Source organism: Dietzia kunjamensis, assembly GCF_045689975.1.
Classification (GTDB): domain Bacteria; phylum Actinomycetota; class Actinomycetes; order Mycobacteriales; family Mycobacteriaceae; genus Dietzia; species Dietzia kunjamensis.
The window spans coordinates 1,758,693-1,771,820 of the sequence record NZ_CP143297.1; the positions used below are offsets into that span (position 1 = coordinate 1,758,693).

Here is a 13,128-nt window from a genome sequence, read left to right on the forward strand (position 1 = left end):
GGTCAGCGGCTCGCGCGGCGCTCCCGGAGGGCGATGATCTCGCGTTCGAAGTCGTCGGCCGAGCTGAACTGCTTGTACACGGACGCGAACCGCAGGTAGGCGACTTCGTCCAGATCCTGCAGAGGGCCCAGGATGGCGAGCCCGATCTCGTGGGCGGGAACCTCGGACGCACCGCCGGATCTCACAGCGTCCTCGACCTGTTGGGCGAGGCGACGCAGAGCGTCCTCGTCAACCGATCGTCCCTGGCACGCGCGGCGGACACCGCGGACGACCTTGTCCCGACTGAACGCCTCGGTCACCCCGTTACGTTTGAGAACCGTCAGCAGAGGCGTCTCCAGCGTCGTGAACCGGTGTCCACACCGGGGGCACTCCCGGCGACGCCGGATCGCCTGACCCTCGTCGACGGATCGTGAGTCGATTACCCGGGAGTCCTCGTGGTGGCATGTCGGGCAGTACATTCCCGTGGGGCCCTTCGTCGACCGGAGTTCACGCGTCCCGGATCGTGCCTGACGGAACGCGGGGGCGGTAGACCACCGCCCACGGTCCATTCTAGGAGGCCCGCTGCCCGGTCACGCGTAGGCGGGTCCACCGAGGAAGGCCACTGCGAGAAGCATGATCACGCCGAATGCGATCCCGCACGCCAGTAGCGCCCAGGCCGGCACGTCGTCGACGACCCCGGTGGACACCGGTGCCTCGACGTGGCACGCCCGCACGCGGTCCGTGGAGACCGGGCGCACGAGCACACGGCGACCCGGGGCGACCGACGTGACGGCGGCCGGACGGGCGGCCATCCGCGGCCGATTGAGATACTCCGCGCGCGAGGACGTGACGGCGGGCCGACTGCCCTCGGGTCGGGCCAGGGTGCGTCGCGGCGCACGGGTGGACCGCACCGACACGTCACCGGGCCGGTCGAGGTGCGCGACCCGTCCACGATGGTCGTCGGGGCAGACCTCGGTCCACCGCGCGGCCGGACGTGTGTGGGACTGAAGCTCGACAACGGTCATGGTGGCTCCCTACTCGATACGGTGTGCGATGGTGATTCGCACACCTGTATGTGTTCCTCAGTACATCTGTTCGAATCCGAACTCCCCTAGAGTTGTATCACGCGACTCCGACATGGTCACGATTCACAGAGGAATTTCTTCGAACACCTGTGTGGCGCGCCGCAGTCCTTGGCACTAGGGTGTAGACAGACCACAACGTCGAACATCCATTCGCCGAAGGGACCACACGAGATGCCGAAGCCCGATTTCGAGTCACTGACGGACCGACAGAAGAGCGTTCTGCTCCACATCCACGACACCGTCAAGGAGCGTGGTTATCCGCCGAGCATCCGGGAGATCGGGGACGCGGTCGGCTTGCAGTCCACGTCGTCGGTGGCGCATCAACTCCGCACGCTGGAGAAGAAGGGCTTCCTGACGCGGGATCCGCACAAGCCGCGGGCGGTCGACGTCCACGGTGTCCCGGGGCAGAAGTCACGGGGCCGTCGCTCACCTGCTCCGGAGCCCCAGCGTCCGGGCGGCGCGGTCGAGCCCGTTTATGTCCCCGTGCTCGGCCGGATCGCGGCGGGCGGGCCTATCCTCGCGGAGCAAGCCGTCGAGGAGATCTTCCCTCTGCCGTCGGACCTCGTCGGCTCAGGTGATCTGTTCATGCTCAAGGTCGTGGGCGAGTCGATGATCGACGCCGCCATCTGCGATGGCGACTACGTGGTGGTCAGGCGGCAGAACGTCGCGGACAACGGGGAGATCGTCGCCGCCATGATCGACGGGGAGGCGACGGTCAAGACCTTCCGGAACGACTCGAGCGGAGTCTGGTTACTGCCCCACAATCCGTCGTTCAGCCCGATTCCGGGCGAGCACGCGACGATCCTGGGCAAGGTCGTGACAGTGTTCCGGAAACTCTGAGTCCCGGTTCGAACGACGCGCCGCCCGTCCCCGCAGGGGTCAGGCGGCGCCGTCATGTGGACCGCGGGCGGCGAACTCGTCCAGTTCGCCGGCCACGGACGCGGGCAGTCGGACCACCAGCCGGGTTCCGTCCTGGGTGTGTTCCTCCTCGACCACCGCGCCCTCGGCGTGGACCCGCGACACCACGTCCCCGCGGGAGTACGGGACGGACAGGGTCACCTCGGTGTCACCGGAGGCGACGATCTGCGTGATTCGCTCGAGGAGTTCGTCGACACCCTGCCCGGTGACCGCCGAGACGAACACGGCGTCGGGCAGCGCGTGGTGCAACTCGGTGAGGACCACGGGATCCGCGGCGTCGATCTTGTTGATCACCAGGAGTTCCCGAGGCCGCTCCGCGTTCTGCTCCTCGACCACCTCGTTGATCACCTTGCGCACCGCCTCGATCTGGCGGAGCGGGAAGGCATCCGAACCATCCACGACGTGGAGGAGCAGCTCGGAGTCGACGACCTCTTCCAGTGTGGACCTGAACGCCTCGACCAACTGGGTCGGCAGGTGTCGGACGAATCCCACGGTGTCCGTGAAGACGACTGCTCTGCCGTCAGGCAACTCGGCCTTGCGCGTGGTCGGGTCGAGTGTGGCGAACAGGGCGTTCTGAACCAGGACGCCGGCTCCGGTGATCCTGTTGAGCAGGCTCGACTTCCCGGCGTTCGTGTATCCGGCGATGGCGATGGACGGCACCGGAGTGGAACGCCGTCGGTGCCGTTTGGTGTCCCGGGCCTGCTTCATCCCCTTGATGTCCCGGCGCAGACGGGCCATCCGCTCGCGGATCCGTCGCCGATCGGTCTCGATCTTGGTCTCACCCGGGCCACGGAGGCCGACGCCGCCGTTGCTCCCGGCACGACCGCCCGCCTGGCGGGACAGCGACTCGCCCCACCCACGCAGACGGGGGAGCATGTACTCCATCTGGGCGAGGGTCACCTGGGCCTTGCCCTCACGGCTGGTGGCGTGCTGCGCGAAGATGTCGAGGATCAGCGCGGTACGGTCGATGACCTTCACGTTGACCGCCTTCTCCAGCGCGAGCAACTGTCCAGGGGTGAGTTCGCCGTCGCAGATGACGGTGTCCGCGCCGGTCGCGGCGATCACGTCCTTGAGGACGCTGACCTTGCCCGACCCGATGTATGTGGCGGCATCGGGCTTGTCGCGGCGCTGGATGAGCGCATCGCAGACCTCCGATCCCGCGGTCTCGGCGAGCTGGGCGAGCTCGTCCATCGCGGCGTCCGCCTGCGCGGCGGACCCTTCGGTCCAGACACCGACGAGCACGACCCGTTCGAGTCGGAGCTGGCGGTACTCGGCGTCGTTGACGTCCTGGAGTTCGGTGGAGAGCCCCGCCACACGGCGCATCGAGGATCTCTCCTCGAGCTGGAAATCACCGATGGACGGATCGAGGTCGCGTGTCGGCCGGTCAGCGGCCGTGTGATCAGTAGTCATTCGGGTTCATCTTCTCATACCGGGCCCCCCGGTGTCCCGTGCGAGACGGTGTGCTACCGACCACGGTGGTAATGACCGCGGGCGACGAGTGTGGACGGCCCGGTGAGCGAGGACCCGGCCTCGGTGAGTGAGACCTCCACCTCGCCGCCGGGGACCACCACGACGACGTCGCCCGTCGCCTCCCCCGAGTCGGCCAGCGCGGCGACCGCGGTCGCGACGATTCCGGTTCCGCAGGACATGGTCTCCCCTGATCCCCGCTCGTGGACCCGCATGGAGACCCGACCGTCAACCATCGGGGTGGCGATCTCGACGTTGACGCCGTCGGGGAAGAAGTCCCGGTCATACACCGGGGCCTCCTGCACCGGCAGCCCGGCGAGGCCCGCGGCGTCCAGATCGGGGACCACACAGGCGAGGTGCGGATTGCCCATGTCGACGGCGAGTCCCGCGAAGGTTCGGCCACCGACCTCCGCCGAGGACAGGCCAAGCAGACGCGGCTCCCCCATGTCCACCCGCACCACCGCGTCAACACCCGAGTGTGAGAGGACCTCGGCGGGGCGGGCCCCTGACCGCGTGCCCACCGGGATCGAGCCGGCCTCCGCTCTCCCGGTCGCGACGAGGGCGTGGGCGAAGACCCGGACCCCGTTGCCGCACATCTCCGCGATGGAACCATCGGCGTTGCGGTAGTCCATGAACCAGTCCGCACCGTCCACGCCGGGCGGCAGGGTCGCGAGCACGCCGCGGTCGACGAGGGCTCCGGCGGTCGCGATCCGCAGGACTCCGTCGGCGCCGATTCCGCCACGCCGATCGCACAGTGCTCGTACGAGGTCCACGTCGAGGTCCAGGTCGGCCTGATCGTCCGGGAGGATCACGAAGTCGTTGAGGGTGCCGTGGCCCTTGAGGAAGGCGATACCGTCGGGCTGCGAGGCCTGGCGCGTCGAAGTCATGGCGAAATCGTACTCGCCGGCGGGGACCGTTCCGCACTGTGGAAATGTCGGATGATGCCGGACGGTACGCCCACTAGAGTCGGCCTGGAGAACGGTCCCCTACCTCCAGGAGAGCATCGATGTCCGAACGCATCACTGTCGGCGGAATCCAGGTCGACGAGGTCCTGTACGACTTCGTCAACTCCCAGGCGATCCCGGGCACCGGGGTCGATCCCGACGCGTTCTGGGCGGGCGCCTCCGAGATCTTCACCGAGCTGGCCCCCCGCAATCGCGAACTGCTCGACACCCGCGACCGGTTGCAGTCCCGGATCGACGCCTGGCACCACGAGAACCCGGCGCCGATCGACCCGGGCGCCTACAAAGCGTTCCTGCAGGAGATCGGGTACCTGGTGCCCGAGCCCGAGTCCGTCTCCGTCACGACCGAGAACGTCGACGCGGAGATCGCCACGGTCGCCGGCCCGCAGCTCGTCGTGCCGGTCATGAACGCCCGGTTCGCGATCAACGCGGGTAACGCCCGCTGGGGTTCGCTCTACGATGCCCTCTACGGCACCGATGCGATCCCGGAGTCCGACGGCGCCGAGCAGGGCTCGGGGTACAACAAGGTCCGCGGCGACAAGGTCATCGACTGGGCCCGTGAATTCCTCGACGACGCCGCACCGCTGGCGTCGGGCAGCCACGTGGGCTCCACGGCCTACGCCGTGGTCGACGGAGGCCTGCAGGTGACCGTGTCCGACGGGTCGAGCACCCGGTTGGCGGCCCCGGAGAAGTTCGTGGGCTACCTCGGTGAGCCCTCGAGCCCGTCCTCGGTCCTGCTGTGCAACAACGGTCTGCACATCGAGATCCAGATCGACCCGGACTCCCCCATCGGCTCGACCGACGGCGCCGGCGTCAAGGACGTCGTCCTGGAGTCCGCTGTCTCCACCATCATGGATTTCGAGGACTCGGTCGCCGCCGTCGACGCCGAGGACAAGACCCAGGGCTACAGCAACTGGCTGGGGCTCATGAAGGGAGACCTGTCCGAGGAGATCACCAAGGGCGACAAGACCTTCACCCGAGTCCTCAACGACGACCGGGTCTTCACCGCGCCCGACGGTTCGGGTGAGGTCCGTCTCCACGGCCGCTCGATGCTGTTCGTACGCAACGTCGGCCACCTGATGACCAACCCGGCCGTGCTGGACGCCGACGGCAACGAGATGCCCGAGGGCATCCTCGACGCACTGGTCACCTCGCTCGCCGGCATGCACGGGATCGCCGAGGGCAACGAGCGCCGGAACAGCCGACACGGGTCGATCTACATCGTGAAGCCCAAGCAGCACGGGCCGGAGGAGGTCGCGTTCACCACCGAGCTGTTCGGTCGTGTCGAGAAGCTCCTCGGGCTGCCCGAGAACACCCTCAAGGTGGGCATCATGGACGAGGAGCGTCGCACCTCGGTCAACCTAGCCGCCTGCATCGCCGAGGCCACCGAACGGGTCGTGTTCATCAACACCGGCTTCCTCGACCGGACCGGCGACGAGATCCACACCTCCATGGAGGCCGGACCGATGATCCGCAAGGGCGAGATGAAGGGCGCCCGGTGGATGAACGCCTACGAGGACTTCAACGTCGACACGGGTCTGGCGTGCGGCCTGCGTGGCCGCGCCCAGATCGGCAAGGGCATGTGGGCCAAGACCGACCTCATGGCCGAGATGCTCGCCGAGAAGATCGGCCAGCCCCGGGCCGGCGCCAACACCGCGTGGGTGCCCTCCCCGACCGGCGCCACGCTGCACGCCACCCACTACCACCGGGTCAACGTCATGACCCGGCAGGAAGAGCTGCTCGCCGGGGGTGCCCGCGCGAGTGTCGACGACATCCTCACCGTCCCGCTGGCCCCGTCCACGGACTGGACGGACGAGGAGAAGAAGGAAGAGGTCGACAACTCCTGCCAGACCATCCTCGGCTACGTCGTGCGGTGGGTCGAGCAGGGCATCGGCGTCTCGAAGGTGCCGGACATCCACGACGTCAACCTCATGGAGGACCGCGCCACCCTGCGGATCTCCTCCCAGATGCTGGCCAACTGGATCCGCCACGACATCATCACCGCCGACGACGTCGAGGACTCGCTGCGCCGGATGGCCGAGATCGTCGACAAGCAGAACGCCGGCGACGACGCCTACCGGAACATGGCACCGAACTTCGAGAAGTCCATCGCCTGGCAGGCGGCCCGGGAACTGATCCTCGAGGGCACCAAGCAGCCGTCGGGCTACACCGAGCCGATCCTGCATCGCCGTCGTCGCGAGTTCAAGGCCGCCAACGCGGGCTAGACCGGCGCCGGCCCACCCGCCGACCCGCAGAATCCGCCACGTCCGCCCGACCTCCGATCCCGCGCCAGTGGGGCCGGTTCCGGGCGGGGGTGGCGGATTCTCCGCCCTCACGGCCGCGGGCGTCCTGCGCCCGGCCCGATGGCGTCCGGCGGGCGGGCGTGCTCGCCGGACGCGAGATCAGGGGACGAGCCCGGCCACGGCCGCACGCAGGATCGCGACGGCGGCGTCGCGACGATCGCGCGTGAACCTGGCCTCGGGGCCGGATGCCGACACCGCGACGGCGGCGTCCCCGGTACCCACCGCGATGGCGACGCAGCGGACGCCCTCCTCCTGCTCGGACTCATCGGTGGCGAACCCGGCCTGTCGCACCAGCCGCAGTTCGTCGATCAACCTGTCGGGCTCGACGATGGTCGAGTCGGTGAAGCGGCGCATCCCCGCCCTGTCGAGCATCCTGCGGACCTCGTCGTCGTCGTCGCCCGCGACCAGGGCCTTGCCCACCGCGGTGCAGTGCACGTCCACCCGTCGTCCCACCTCGGTGAACATCCGCATCGAGTGTGGGGACGGCACCTGGGCGAGGTAGACCACCCCGTCGCCCTCCCGGACGGCCAGGTTGGCGGTCTCCCCGGTGCCCTCGACCACGGCGGTGAGCACCGGCACGGCCCAGGACGCGGTGGCGCGTCCGGCGACGTCGCCGATCCGCTGGAGGCGCGGTCCGAGCAGGTAGTCGCGGCCCGCGTCGCGCCGGAGGTGCCCGCTCTCGGCGAGCGTGCCGCACAGCCTGTGGACGGTGGCGGCCGCCAGGCCCGTGTCGGAGACCAGGTCCCCGAGGCTCGCCCGGCCCCCGCGGATGCTCAGCGCGTCGAGTAGGTCGAAGGCCCGGTCGACGGACTGGACCCGCGGCCGCCCGGGTCCGGGGCTGCTCACGGTCGGCCCTCCCCGAGGATCCCCAGCGCGGCCTCGAGCGGGCGGGGTGCGTGGGCGTCGCGTCCGTGGGTGTCGGTGTCTATCCACCGGATCCGGTGATCCCGGCCGAACCATGACCGCTGGCGCCGGACGTAGCGGCGGGTCCCGATCACCGTCCGTTCCTCGGCGCGGGCCGCCCCGGCGTCGTCGATCCGCTGCTGTGCGTCCATCTCGTCGAGCACCTGGGCGTACCCGATCGCGCGCCGTGCGGTGACGCCCCGGAGCAGCCCGACTCCCACGAGCCGGCGGACCTCCGGGACGAGCCCGTCGGCGAACATCGCGGCCGTACGCGTCGTCAGCCTCTCGTCCAATTCGGGCAGACCGCAGCGCAGGCCCAGCATGCGCGTGCCCCAGCGCGGCTCCCCGATCGTCGGTCGGGAGGCGGAGAAGGGCTTGCCGGTGAGTTCCACGACCTCCAATGCGCGCACGGTGCGCCTGGGGTCGCTGGGGAGGATGGTCTGCGCGGCCTCGGGGTCCACCACGGCGAGTTCGGCGTGCAGGGCCTGCACCCCGATCTGCTCGAGGCGACGTTCGTAGTGGGCGCGCACGTCCGGGTCCGTGTCCGGGATCGACCACCCGTCGACAAGCGCCTGGATGTACATCATCGACCCTCCGCACAGGATCGGCACGTGGCCGCGATCGCGGATCTCGGAGATCTCGCGTTCCGCCTCGGTGCGGAAGTCCGCGACACTGGCGGTCTCGGTGACGTCCAGCACGTCGAGCCGGTGGTGCGGGATCCCGCGCCGCTGAGTCGGTGTCAGTTTGGCGGTGCCGATGTCCATGCCGCGGTACTGCTGCATGGCATCGCAGTTGACGATCTCACCGCCGAGTCGCTCGGCCAGGCCGAGCGCCAGCTCGGACTTTCCGGTCCCGGTCGGCCCCACCACGGCGACGGGGTTTCGCCCGGTCATGACGGTGCCCCGGGTTCGCCGGGCGTGGCGGCCGGCGCGTCGACGACCACCGTGGCATGCGCGGCGGCCTTCGGCGGCCACCACGCGCTGTGATACCCCACCCCGAATGGCGCCCAGGACAGGGCCTCGACAGCCGTGCGGTCCGCGACGAGGTCCGCCAGGACGCGCCACGCGGGCCGGCTCCACCAGCCGATCTCGTCGGCCACCGGCTCGCCGGGGTCCGGGAGCTCGCCGGAGCTGCGCAGCCATCGGGTCAGCTCCTCGTCGAGGGCGATACCGCGGGGATCCTCGGGGACGGGAGCTCGCGGAGTGAGGGAGGCGGGGCCGTCGGCGACGACGACGACGAGGTCGTCCGACACCGGCGTGGGGGTGGGCTGCGCTCCCCCGGTCACGCCGATGAACCTCCTCGGGAGGTCGATACCCGCCAGGTCGAGCAGCCACCAGGCGATCAACGCCGGGTCGGGAACCGCCCCCTGCGGCGCCGGCGGGGAACCGGGCGGACCCACGGGCACGTCGACCCCCCACCTGGAGAGCGAGGAGCGCATGTCCCCGAGACCTCTGCCCGCGCGGTCGGTCCCCAGGACGACGACCCGTGCCGCGCCGCGCCCGGCCCGGCGGAGCATCTCGCATATCGCGGCCACCCCGCTCTCGGTCTCGGCGACCGCAGAGCCGGACAGCTCCGGCACGAGGACCGGCGCTCCGGGGACCAGGACGACAGAGGGGCTCACACCCGGAAACCCTACTGACCGCCCCCGACACCGCGGAACGGACCCGTCCGGGGATACCGCGGGGATACGCCGGACACCCGGGCGGAGGTTGGTACACACTAGGAGGATGCCGTCTCCTCGAAACGGGGCGGCGAGGCGATGACCGGTGCGATCCCGGTGATGGTGCCGTGACACGCGGCAGAAGGAAACGAGGACGACATGACCGAGCAGTCACCCACCGCCCAGGGCGGATCGAGTTCGGGCGGAGCGAGTTCGGGCGGAGCGACCCCGATCCCCGGTCCGAGGCCGGGTGCGCCATCCCCCGCCGCGCTGGCACGCAAGGTGGCACCGCGGCCGACCCCCGCGGGTACCCCGGGGGTCACGCGCGCCTCGGACCCGTCGCAGTGGGGTCGCGTCGACGAGTCGGGCGCGGTGTTCGTCCGGACCTCCGACGGTGAGCGTCAGGTCGGGTCGTGGCAGGCCGGTGCTCCCGAGGAGGGCCTCGCGCACTTCGGTCTGCGCTTCGATGACCTCGCCGCCGAGGTCGCTCTGCTCGAGACCCGTCTCGAGTCCCATCCGCAGGACGCCAGGAAGACCCGCGCCTCGGCGGAGACCCTGGCGGAACAGATCCCCACCGCCGCCGCCGTGGGCGATCTCGATACTCTCGCCGCGCGTGTGGCTGCGGTGATCGAGCGTTCCGGCGAGGTCGAGGCCGTGTCGAAGCAGCGCAAGGACGAGCAGCGGGCGGCCGCGATCGCGCGGAAGGAGGCGTTGGCGGACGAGGCCGAGGAGATCGGGGCGTCGTCGACTCAGTGGAAGTCCGCCGGGGACCGTCTGCGCGAGATCCTTGAGGAGTGGAAGACGATCCGGGGTATCGACCGCAAGACGGACGACGCCCTGTGGAAGAGGTTCTCCAAGGCCCGGGAGGCGTTCAACCGTCGCCGGGGCTCGCACTTCGCCGAACTGGACCGCAACCGCGCCTCGGTCAAGAAGGTCAAGGAGGACCTGGTGGAGAGGGCGGAGGCCCTGTCCGGGTCCACCGACTGGAACGACACGGCCACGGCGTTCCGTCGTCTCATGGACGAGTGGAAGGCCGCCGGCCGGGCCCCGCGGGAGGCCGATGAGGCCCTGTGGAAGCGGTTCAAGGCCGCCCAGGACACGTTCTTCGACGCCCGCCATGCCGCCGCTGCGGAACGGGACGCCGAGTTCGAGACCAACGCCCAGGCCAAGGAGGCCCTGCTCTCCGAGTACGAGGGCCGGATCGATCCTACTGCCGACCTGGGCGCCGCCCGGTCCGCTCTTCGGCAGCTGCAGTCGCGGTGGGAGGAGATCGGCAAGGTCCCGCGCGAGCGAATGGGTCAGCTGGAGGGGCGTATTCGGGCCCTGGAGAAGCGTGTCGCCGATGCGGCGGACACGGAATGGCGTCGTACCGACCCGGAGGCCAAGGCCCGCGCCGGCCAGTTCTGGGACCGGGTCCATGACTTCGAGGAGCAGGCCGCGAAGGCGGACGCTGCGGGCAAGAACAAGGACGCCGAGAGCGCACGGGCCCAGGCCGCCCAGTGGAAGGAGTGGGCGGAGGCAGCCGAGAAGGCGGTCGACACCCGCTGACGCGCCCCACCGGCGGACACCCGCCGACGCGCCCCACCTGCGGCCACCCGCCGACGGGCGACGAGAACCCGCAGACGAGAAGAGCCCGGCCCGTCACGACGGGGCCGGGCTCTTCTCGCGCCGGTCATCAGACGGCGCGACGTCCGGGAGGTCGGTTCAGCGCCCGTCTCCGTGACGGGCGTTCTCCTCGAGCGTGATCTGCTCCGGGGTCCGCGCCCACAGCACACTCGCCAGCGTGATCACCAGAGCGAACACGATGATCTCACTGACGTAGAGGCCGATGCCGGGCCCGCCGAAGTCCTGCACGTCGGGATTGGGGCCGCGACCGGACTGGCGGAGCCAGATCGCCAGCACGCCGTACACGGCGGACACGCACGTCGCGCTCCAGGCGATCCCGGCGGCCCACCACTTCTGCGTCATGATCATCGCTGCCCCGAACGCGATGGTGCCCACGGAGTACAGCAGGACGAACAGATGGGACGGCAGGGTCGTGTACTGCTCACGCGCCACGTCGGTGAAGAACAGGACGTCGAGGCCCCGCACCCCCTCGCTGTGCGGCAGGGCCAGGGCCACGGCCAACAGCACGATGAGGACGGCGGACGCCAGGTAGGCCCGCCCGATCACAAGGGTGCGCCCGAGGACGCGGTCACGGTCCCGCATCTCCGATTCCGCGTTCCGGGTGACTTCCATGATCCCCGCGATCGGATCGGGGCGCTCGTCGGTGCTCACGTGGGGCATCCCTTCTCGGTGGTGACTGGGGCGCTGACGGTGTCGCGCCGGAGCGTGGGAAGCCCGAGCCCGACCCCGATGGGCGGGGTCTCGGGCTTGTGGCCCGCCTCGTGACGATCGCCGGCCCGGGTTGCTCGGTGGCTGAGCACCCCGTCATCGGCGAGCAGGTGGTGCGGGGCCGCGGCGGTGACCCGGGTGGTCACCACATCTCCCGGACGCACCCGGTCGGCGTGGTCGCCGATGGGGGCGAAGTGTACGAGCCGACCGTCGCGGGCCCGGCCCGTCATCCGGGCGGTGGCCGCGTCCTTGCGGCCCTCGTCGGCGGTCACGAGGAGCTCGACGACGCGCCCGACCTGCTTCTGGTTCTCCTCGAGCGTGATGCGCTCCTGGAGCTCGATCAGCCGCTCGTAGCGTTCCTGGACCACGGCCTTGGGGATCTGGTCCTCCATGGTGGCCGCGGGGGTCCCCGGGCGGGGCGAGTACTGGAAGGTGAACGCGCTGGAGAACCGCGCCTTCTCGACCACGTCGAGGGTGGCCTGGAAGTCCTCCTCGGTCTCCCCGGGGAACCCGACGATGATGTCGGTGGTGATGGCCGCGTGCGGCATGGCCGCGCGGACGCGCTCGATGATCCCGAGGAAGCGCTCGGACCGGTAGGAGCGTCGCATGGCGCGCAGGACGCGGTCGGACCCGGACTGCAGCGGCATGTGCAGTTGCGGGCAGACGGTGGGTGTGGAGGCCATGGCCTCGATCACGTCGTCGGTGAACTCCGCCGGGTGCGGCGAGGTGAAGCGGATCCGTTCGATCCCCTCGACCCGGCCGGCCGCCCGCAATAGTGAGGCGAAGGCTCCCTTGTCGGAGGGCTCGTCGGGGTCGTGGAAGGACCGCCCGTACGCGTTGACGTTCTGGCCGAGCAGCGTGACCTCGAGTACGCCCTCGTCGGCGAGCGCCTGCACCTCGGCCAGTACCTCGCCGGGCCGACGATCGACCTCCTTGCCGCGCAGGGACGGAACGATGCAGAACGTGCAGGTGTTGTTGCATCCCACGGACACCGAGACCCACCCGGCGTACGAGGACTCGCGGGTGGCGGGCAGGGTCGAGGGGAAGTGCTGCAGGGAGTCGGCGATCTCCACCTCGGCCCGCTCGTTGTGGCGGGAGCGGTCGAGGAGCGTCGGCAGGTGTCCGAGGTTGTGGGTGCCGAACACGACGTCGACCCACGGTGCGCGGGAGACGACGACGTCCTTGTCCTTCTGCGCGAGGCACCCCCCGACGGCGATCTGCAGGCGGGGGTTCGCGTCCTTCCACGGCCGCAGGTGACCGAGGGTGCCGTAGAGCCGGTTGTCGGCGTTCTCCCGGACCGCGCAGGTGTTGAACACGACCAGATCGGGAAGGTGACCTCCGGCCGGGTCGGCGTCGCCCTCGAAGGGGACGTACCCCGCGGCGTCGAGGACCCCGGCGAGACGCTCGGAGTCATGGACGTTCATCTGACATCCGAAGGTGCGAACCTGGTAGGTCCGGCGGGCGTCGCCCTCGGCATGCGCTTCCTGCGCCGCCGCCTGCAGGTCGGTCACGAGAGT

12 protein-coding genes are annotated in these 13,128 nt (G+C 70.1%); 3 read left to right on the top strand and 9 right to left on the bottom strand.

Annotated features, from left to right (window positions below):
- Nucleotides 1-2: 2 nt before the first annotated feature.
- Together nrdR and VZF99_RS08150 are read right to left on the bottom strand one after the other, a co-directional pair.
- On the bottom strand, nt 3-458 hold the full coding sequence (gene nrdR, locus VZF99_RS08145; RefSeq protein WP_069389083.1) for a transcriptional regulator NrdR: 456 nt from the start codon (nt 456-458) through the stop codon (nt 3-5).
- Between the two features lie 111 nt (nt 459-569).
- A complete protein-coding gene (locus VZF99_RS08150) occupies nt 570-1,004 on the bottom strand; it encodes a hypothetical protein (protein WP_407334491.1) in 435 nt (144 codons plus the stop codon).
- Nucleotides 1,005-1,235: 231 nt separating this feature from the next.
- On the opposite strand from VZF99_RS08150, the gene lexA reads away from it, so the two are divergent.
- Nucleotides 1,236-1,904, top strand: a complete 669-nt coding sequence (gene lexA / locus VZF99_RS08155) for a transcriptional repressor LexA (protein WP_067717783.1) — start codon at nt 1,236-1,238, stop codon at nt 1,902-1,904.
- 39 nt (nt 1,905-1,943) lie between these two features.
- On the opposite strand, the gene hflX is transcribed toward lexA, so the two are convergent.
- Together hflX and dapF are read right to left on the bottom strand one after the other, a co-directional pair.
- Nucleotides 1,944-3,392, bottom strand: a complete 1,449-nt coding sequence (hflX, locus tag VZF99_RS08160) for a GTPase HflX (RefSeq protein ID WP_067717780.1) — start codon at nt 3,390-3,392, stop codon at nt 1,944-1,946.
- A gap of 53 nt (nt 3,393-3,445) precedes the next feature.
- Nucleotides 3,446-4,336 (bottom strand): diaminopimelate epimerase, encoded by an 891-nt coding sequence (gene dapF / locus VZF99_RS08165; RefSeq protein WP_325767791.1) that lies wholly within the window; start codon nt 4,334-4,336, stop codon nt 3,446-3,448.
- A gap of 119 nt (nt 4,337-4,455) precedes the next feature.
- Here dapF and VZF99_RS08170 point away from each other — a divergent pair, with 119 nt between their 5' ends.
- Nucleotides 4,456-6,636 (top strand): malate synthase G, encoded by a 2,181-nt coding sequence (locus VZF99_RS08170; RefSeq protein WP_407334492.1) that lies wholly within the window; start codon nt 4,456-4,458, stop codon nt 6,634-6,636.
- 177 nt (nt 6,637-6,813) lie between these two features.
- Here the strand turns inward: VZF99_RS08170 and VZF99_RS08175 are convergent, their stop codons facing one another.
- Genes VZF99_RS08175 through VZF99_RS08185 form a run of 3 tightly spaced genes read right to left on the bottom strand, consistent with a single transcriptional unit; the run spans nt 6,814 to nt 9,238 of the window.
- Nucleotides 6,814-7,560: an IclR family transcriptional regulator gene (locus VZF99_RS08175; protein WP_407334493.1), complete on the bottom strand. Its 747-nt coding sequence runs from the start codon at nt 7,558-7,560 to the stop codon at nt 6,814-6,816.
- The gene (gene miaA, locus VZF99_RS08180; protein WP_407334494.1) at nt 7,557-8,510 is read right to left on the bottom strand and encodes a tRNA (adenosine(37)-N6)-dimethylallyltransferase MiaA; all 954 of its coding nucleotides are present in this window, start codon (nt 8,508-8,510) and stop codon (nt 7,557-7,559) included. The genes VZF99_RS08175 and miaA overlap by 4 nt, the downstream gene beginning before the upstream one ends.
- Entirely contained in the window at nt 8,507-9,238 is a 732-nt protein-coding gene (locus tag VZF99_RS08185; protein WP_182646017.1) for a hypothetical protein, read from the bottom strand. Before VZF99_RS08185 ends, miaA begins: the two co-directional genes overlap by 4 nt.
- Nucleotides 9,239-9,436: 198 nt before the next feature.
- On the opposite strand from VZF99_RS08185, the gene VZF99_RS08190 reads away from it, so the two are divergent.
- On the top strand, nt 9,437-10,825 hold the full coding sequence (locus VZF99_RS08190; protein WP_069389088.1) for a DUF349 domain-containing protein: 1,389 nt from the start codon (nt 9,437-9,439) through the stop codon (nt 10,823-10,825).
- A gap of 156 nt (nt 10,826-10,981) precedes the next feature.
- On the opposite strand, the gene VZF99_RS08195 is transcribed toward VZF99_RS08190, so the two are convergent.
- Nucleotides 10,982-11,563 carry a hypothetical protein gene (locus VZF99_RS08195; protein WP_096905355.1) on the bottom strand — a complete coding sequence of 194 codons (582 nt, stop codon included), beginning with the start codon at nt 11,561-11,563 and terminating at the stop codon, nt 10,982-10,984.
- Nucleotides 11,551-13,122, bottom strand: a complete 1,572-nt coding sequence (gene miaB, locus VZF99_RS08200; RefSeq protein WP_407336100.1) for a tRNA (N6-isopentenyl adenosine(37)-C2)-methylthiotransferase MiaB — start codon at nt 13,120-13,122, stop codon at nt 11,551-11,553. The genes VZF99_RS08195 and miaB overlap by 13 nt, the downstream gene beginning before the upstream one ends.
- Between the last annotated feature and the right edge of the window lie 6 nt (nt 13,123-13,128).

What these genes read in the sequence shown, in the direction of transcription:
- VZF99_RS08170 (WP_407334492.1), top strand. Translation starts at nt 4,456, where the DNA reads ATGTCCGAACGCATCACTGTCGGCGGAATCCAGGTCGACGAGGTCCTG.
- miaA (WP_407334494.1), bottom strand. Translation starts at nt 8,510, where the DNA reads ATGACCGGGCGAAACCCCGTCGCCGTGGTGGGGCCGACCGGGACCGGA.
- VZF99_RS08150 (WP_407334491.1), bottom strand. Translation starts at nt 1,004, where the DNA reads ATGACCGTTGTCGAGCTTCAGTCCCACACACGTCCGGCCGCGCGGTGG.
- dapF (WP_325767791.1), bottom strand. Translation starts at nt 4,336, where the DNA reads ATGACTTCGACGCGCCAGGCCTCGCAGCCCGACGGTATCGCCTTCCTC.
- VZF99_RS08190 (WP_069389088.1), top strand. Translation starts at nt 9,437, where the DNA reads ATGACCGAGCAGTCACCCACCGCCCAGGGCGGATCGAGTTCGGGCGGA.
- VZF99_RS08195 (WP_096905355.1), bottom strand. Translation starts at nt 11,563, where the DNA reads ATGCCCCACGTGAGCACCGACGAGCGCCCCGATCCGATCGCGGGGATC.
- nrdR (WP_069389083.1), bottom strand. Translation starts at nt 458, where the DNA reads ATGTACTGCCCGACATGCCACCACGAGGACTCCCGGGTAATCGACTCA.
- hflX (WP_067717780.1), bottom strand. Translation starts at nt 3,392, where the DNA reads ATGACTACTGATCACACGGCCGCTGACCGGCCGACACGCGACCTCGAT.
- lexA (WP_067717783.1), top strand. Translation starts at nt 1,236, where the DNA reads ATGCCGAAGCCCGATTTCGAGTCACTGACGGACCGACAGAAGAGCGTT.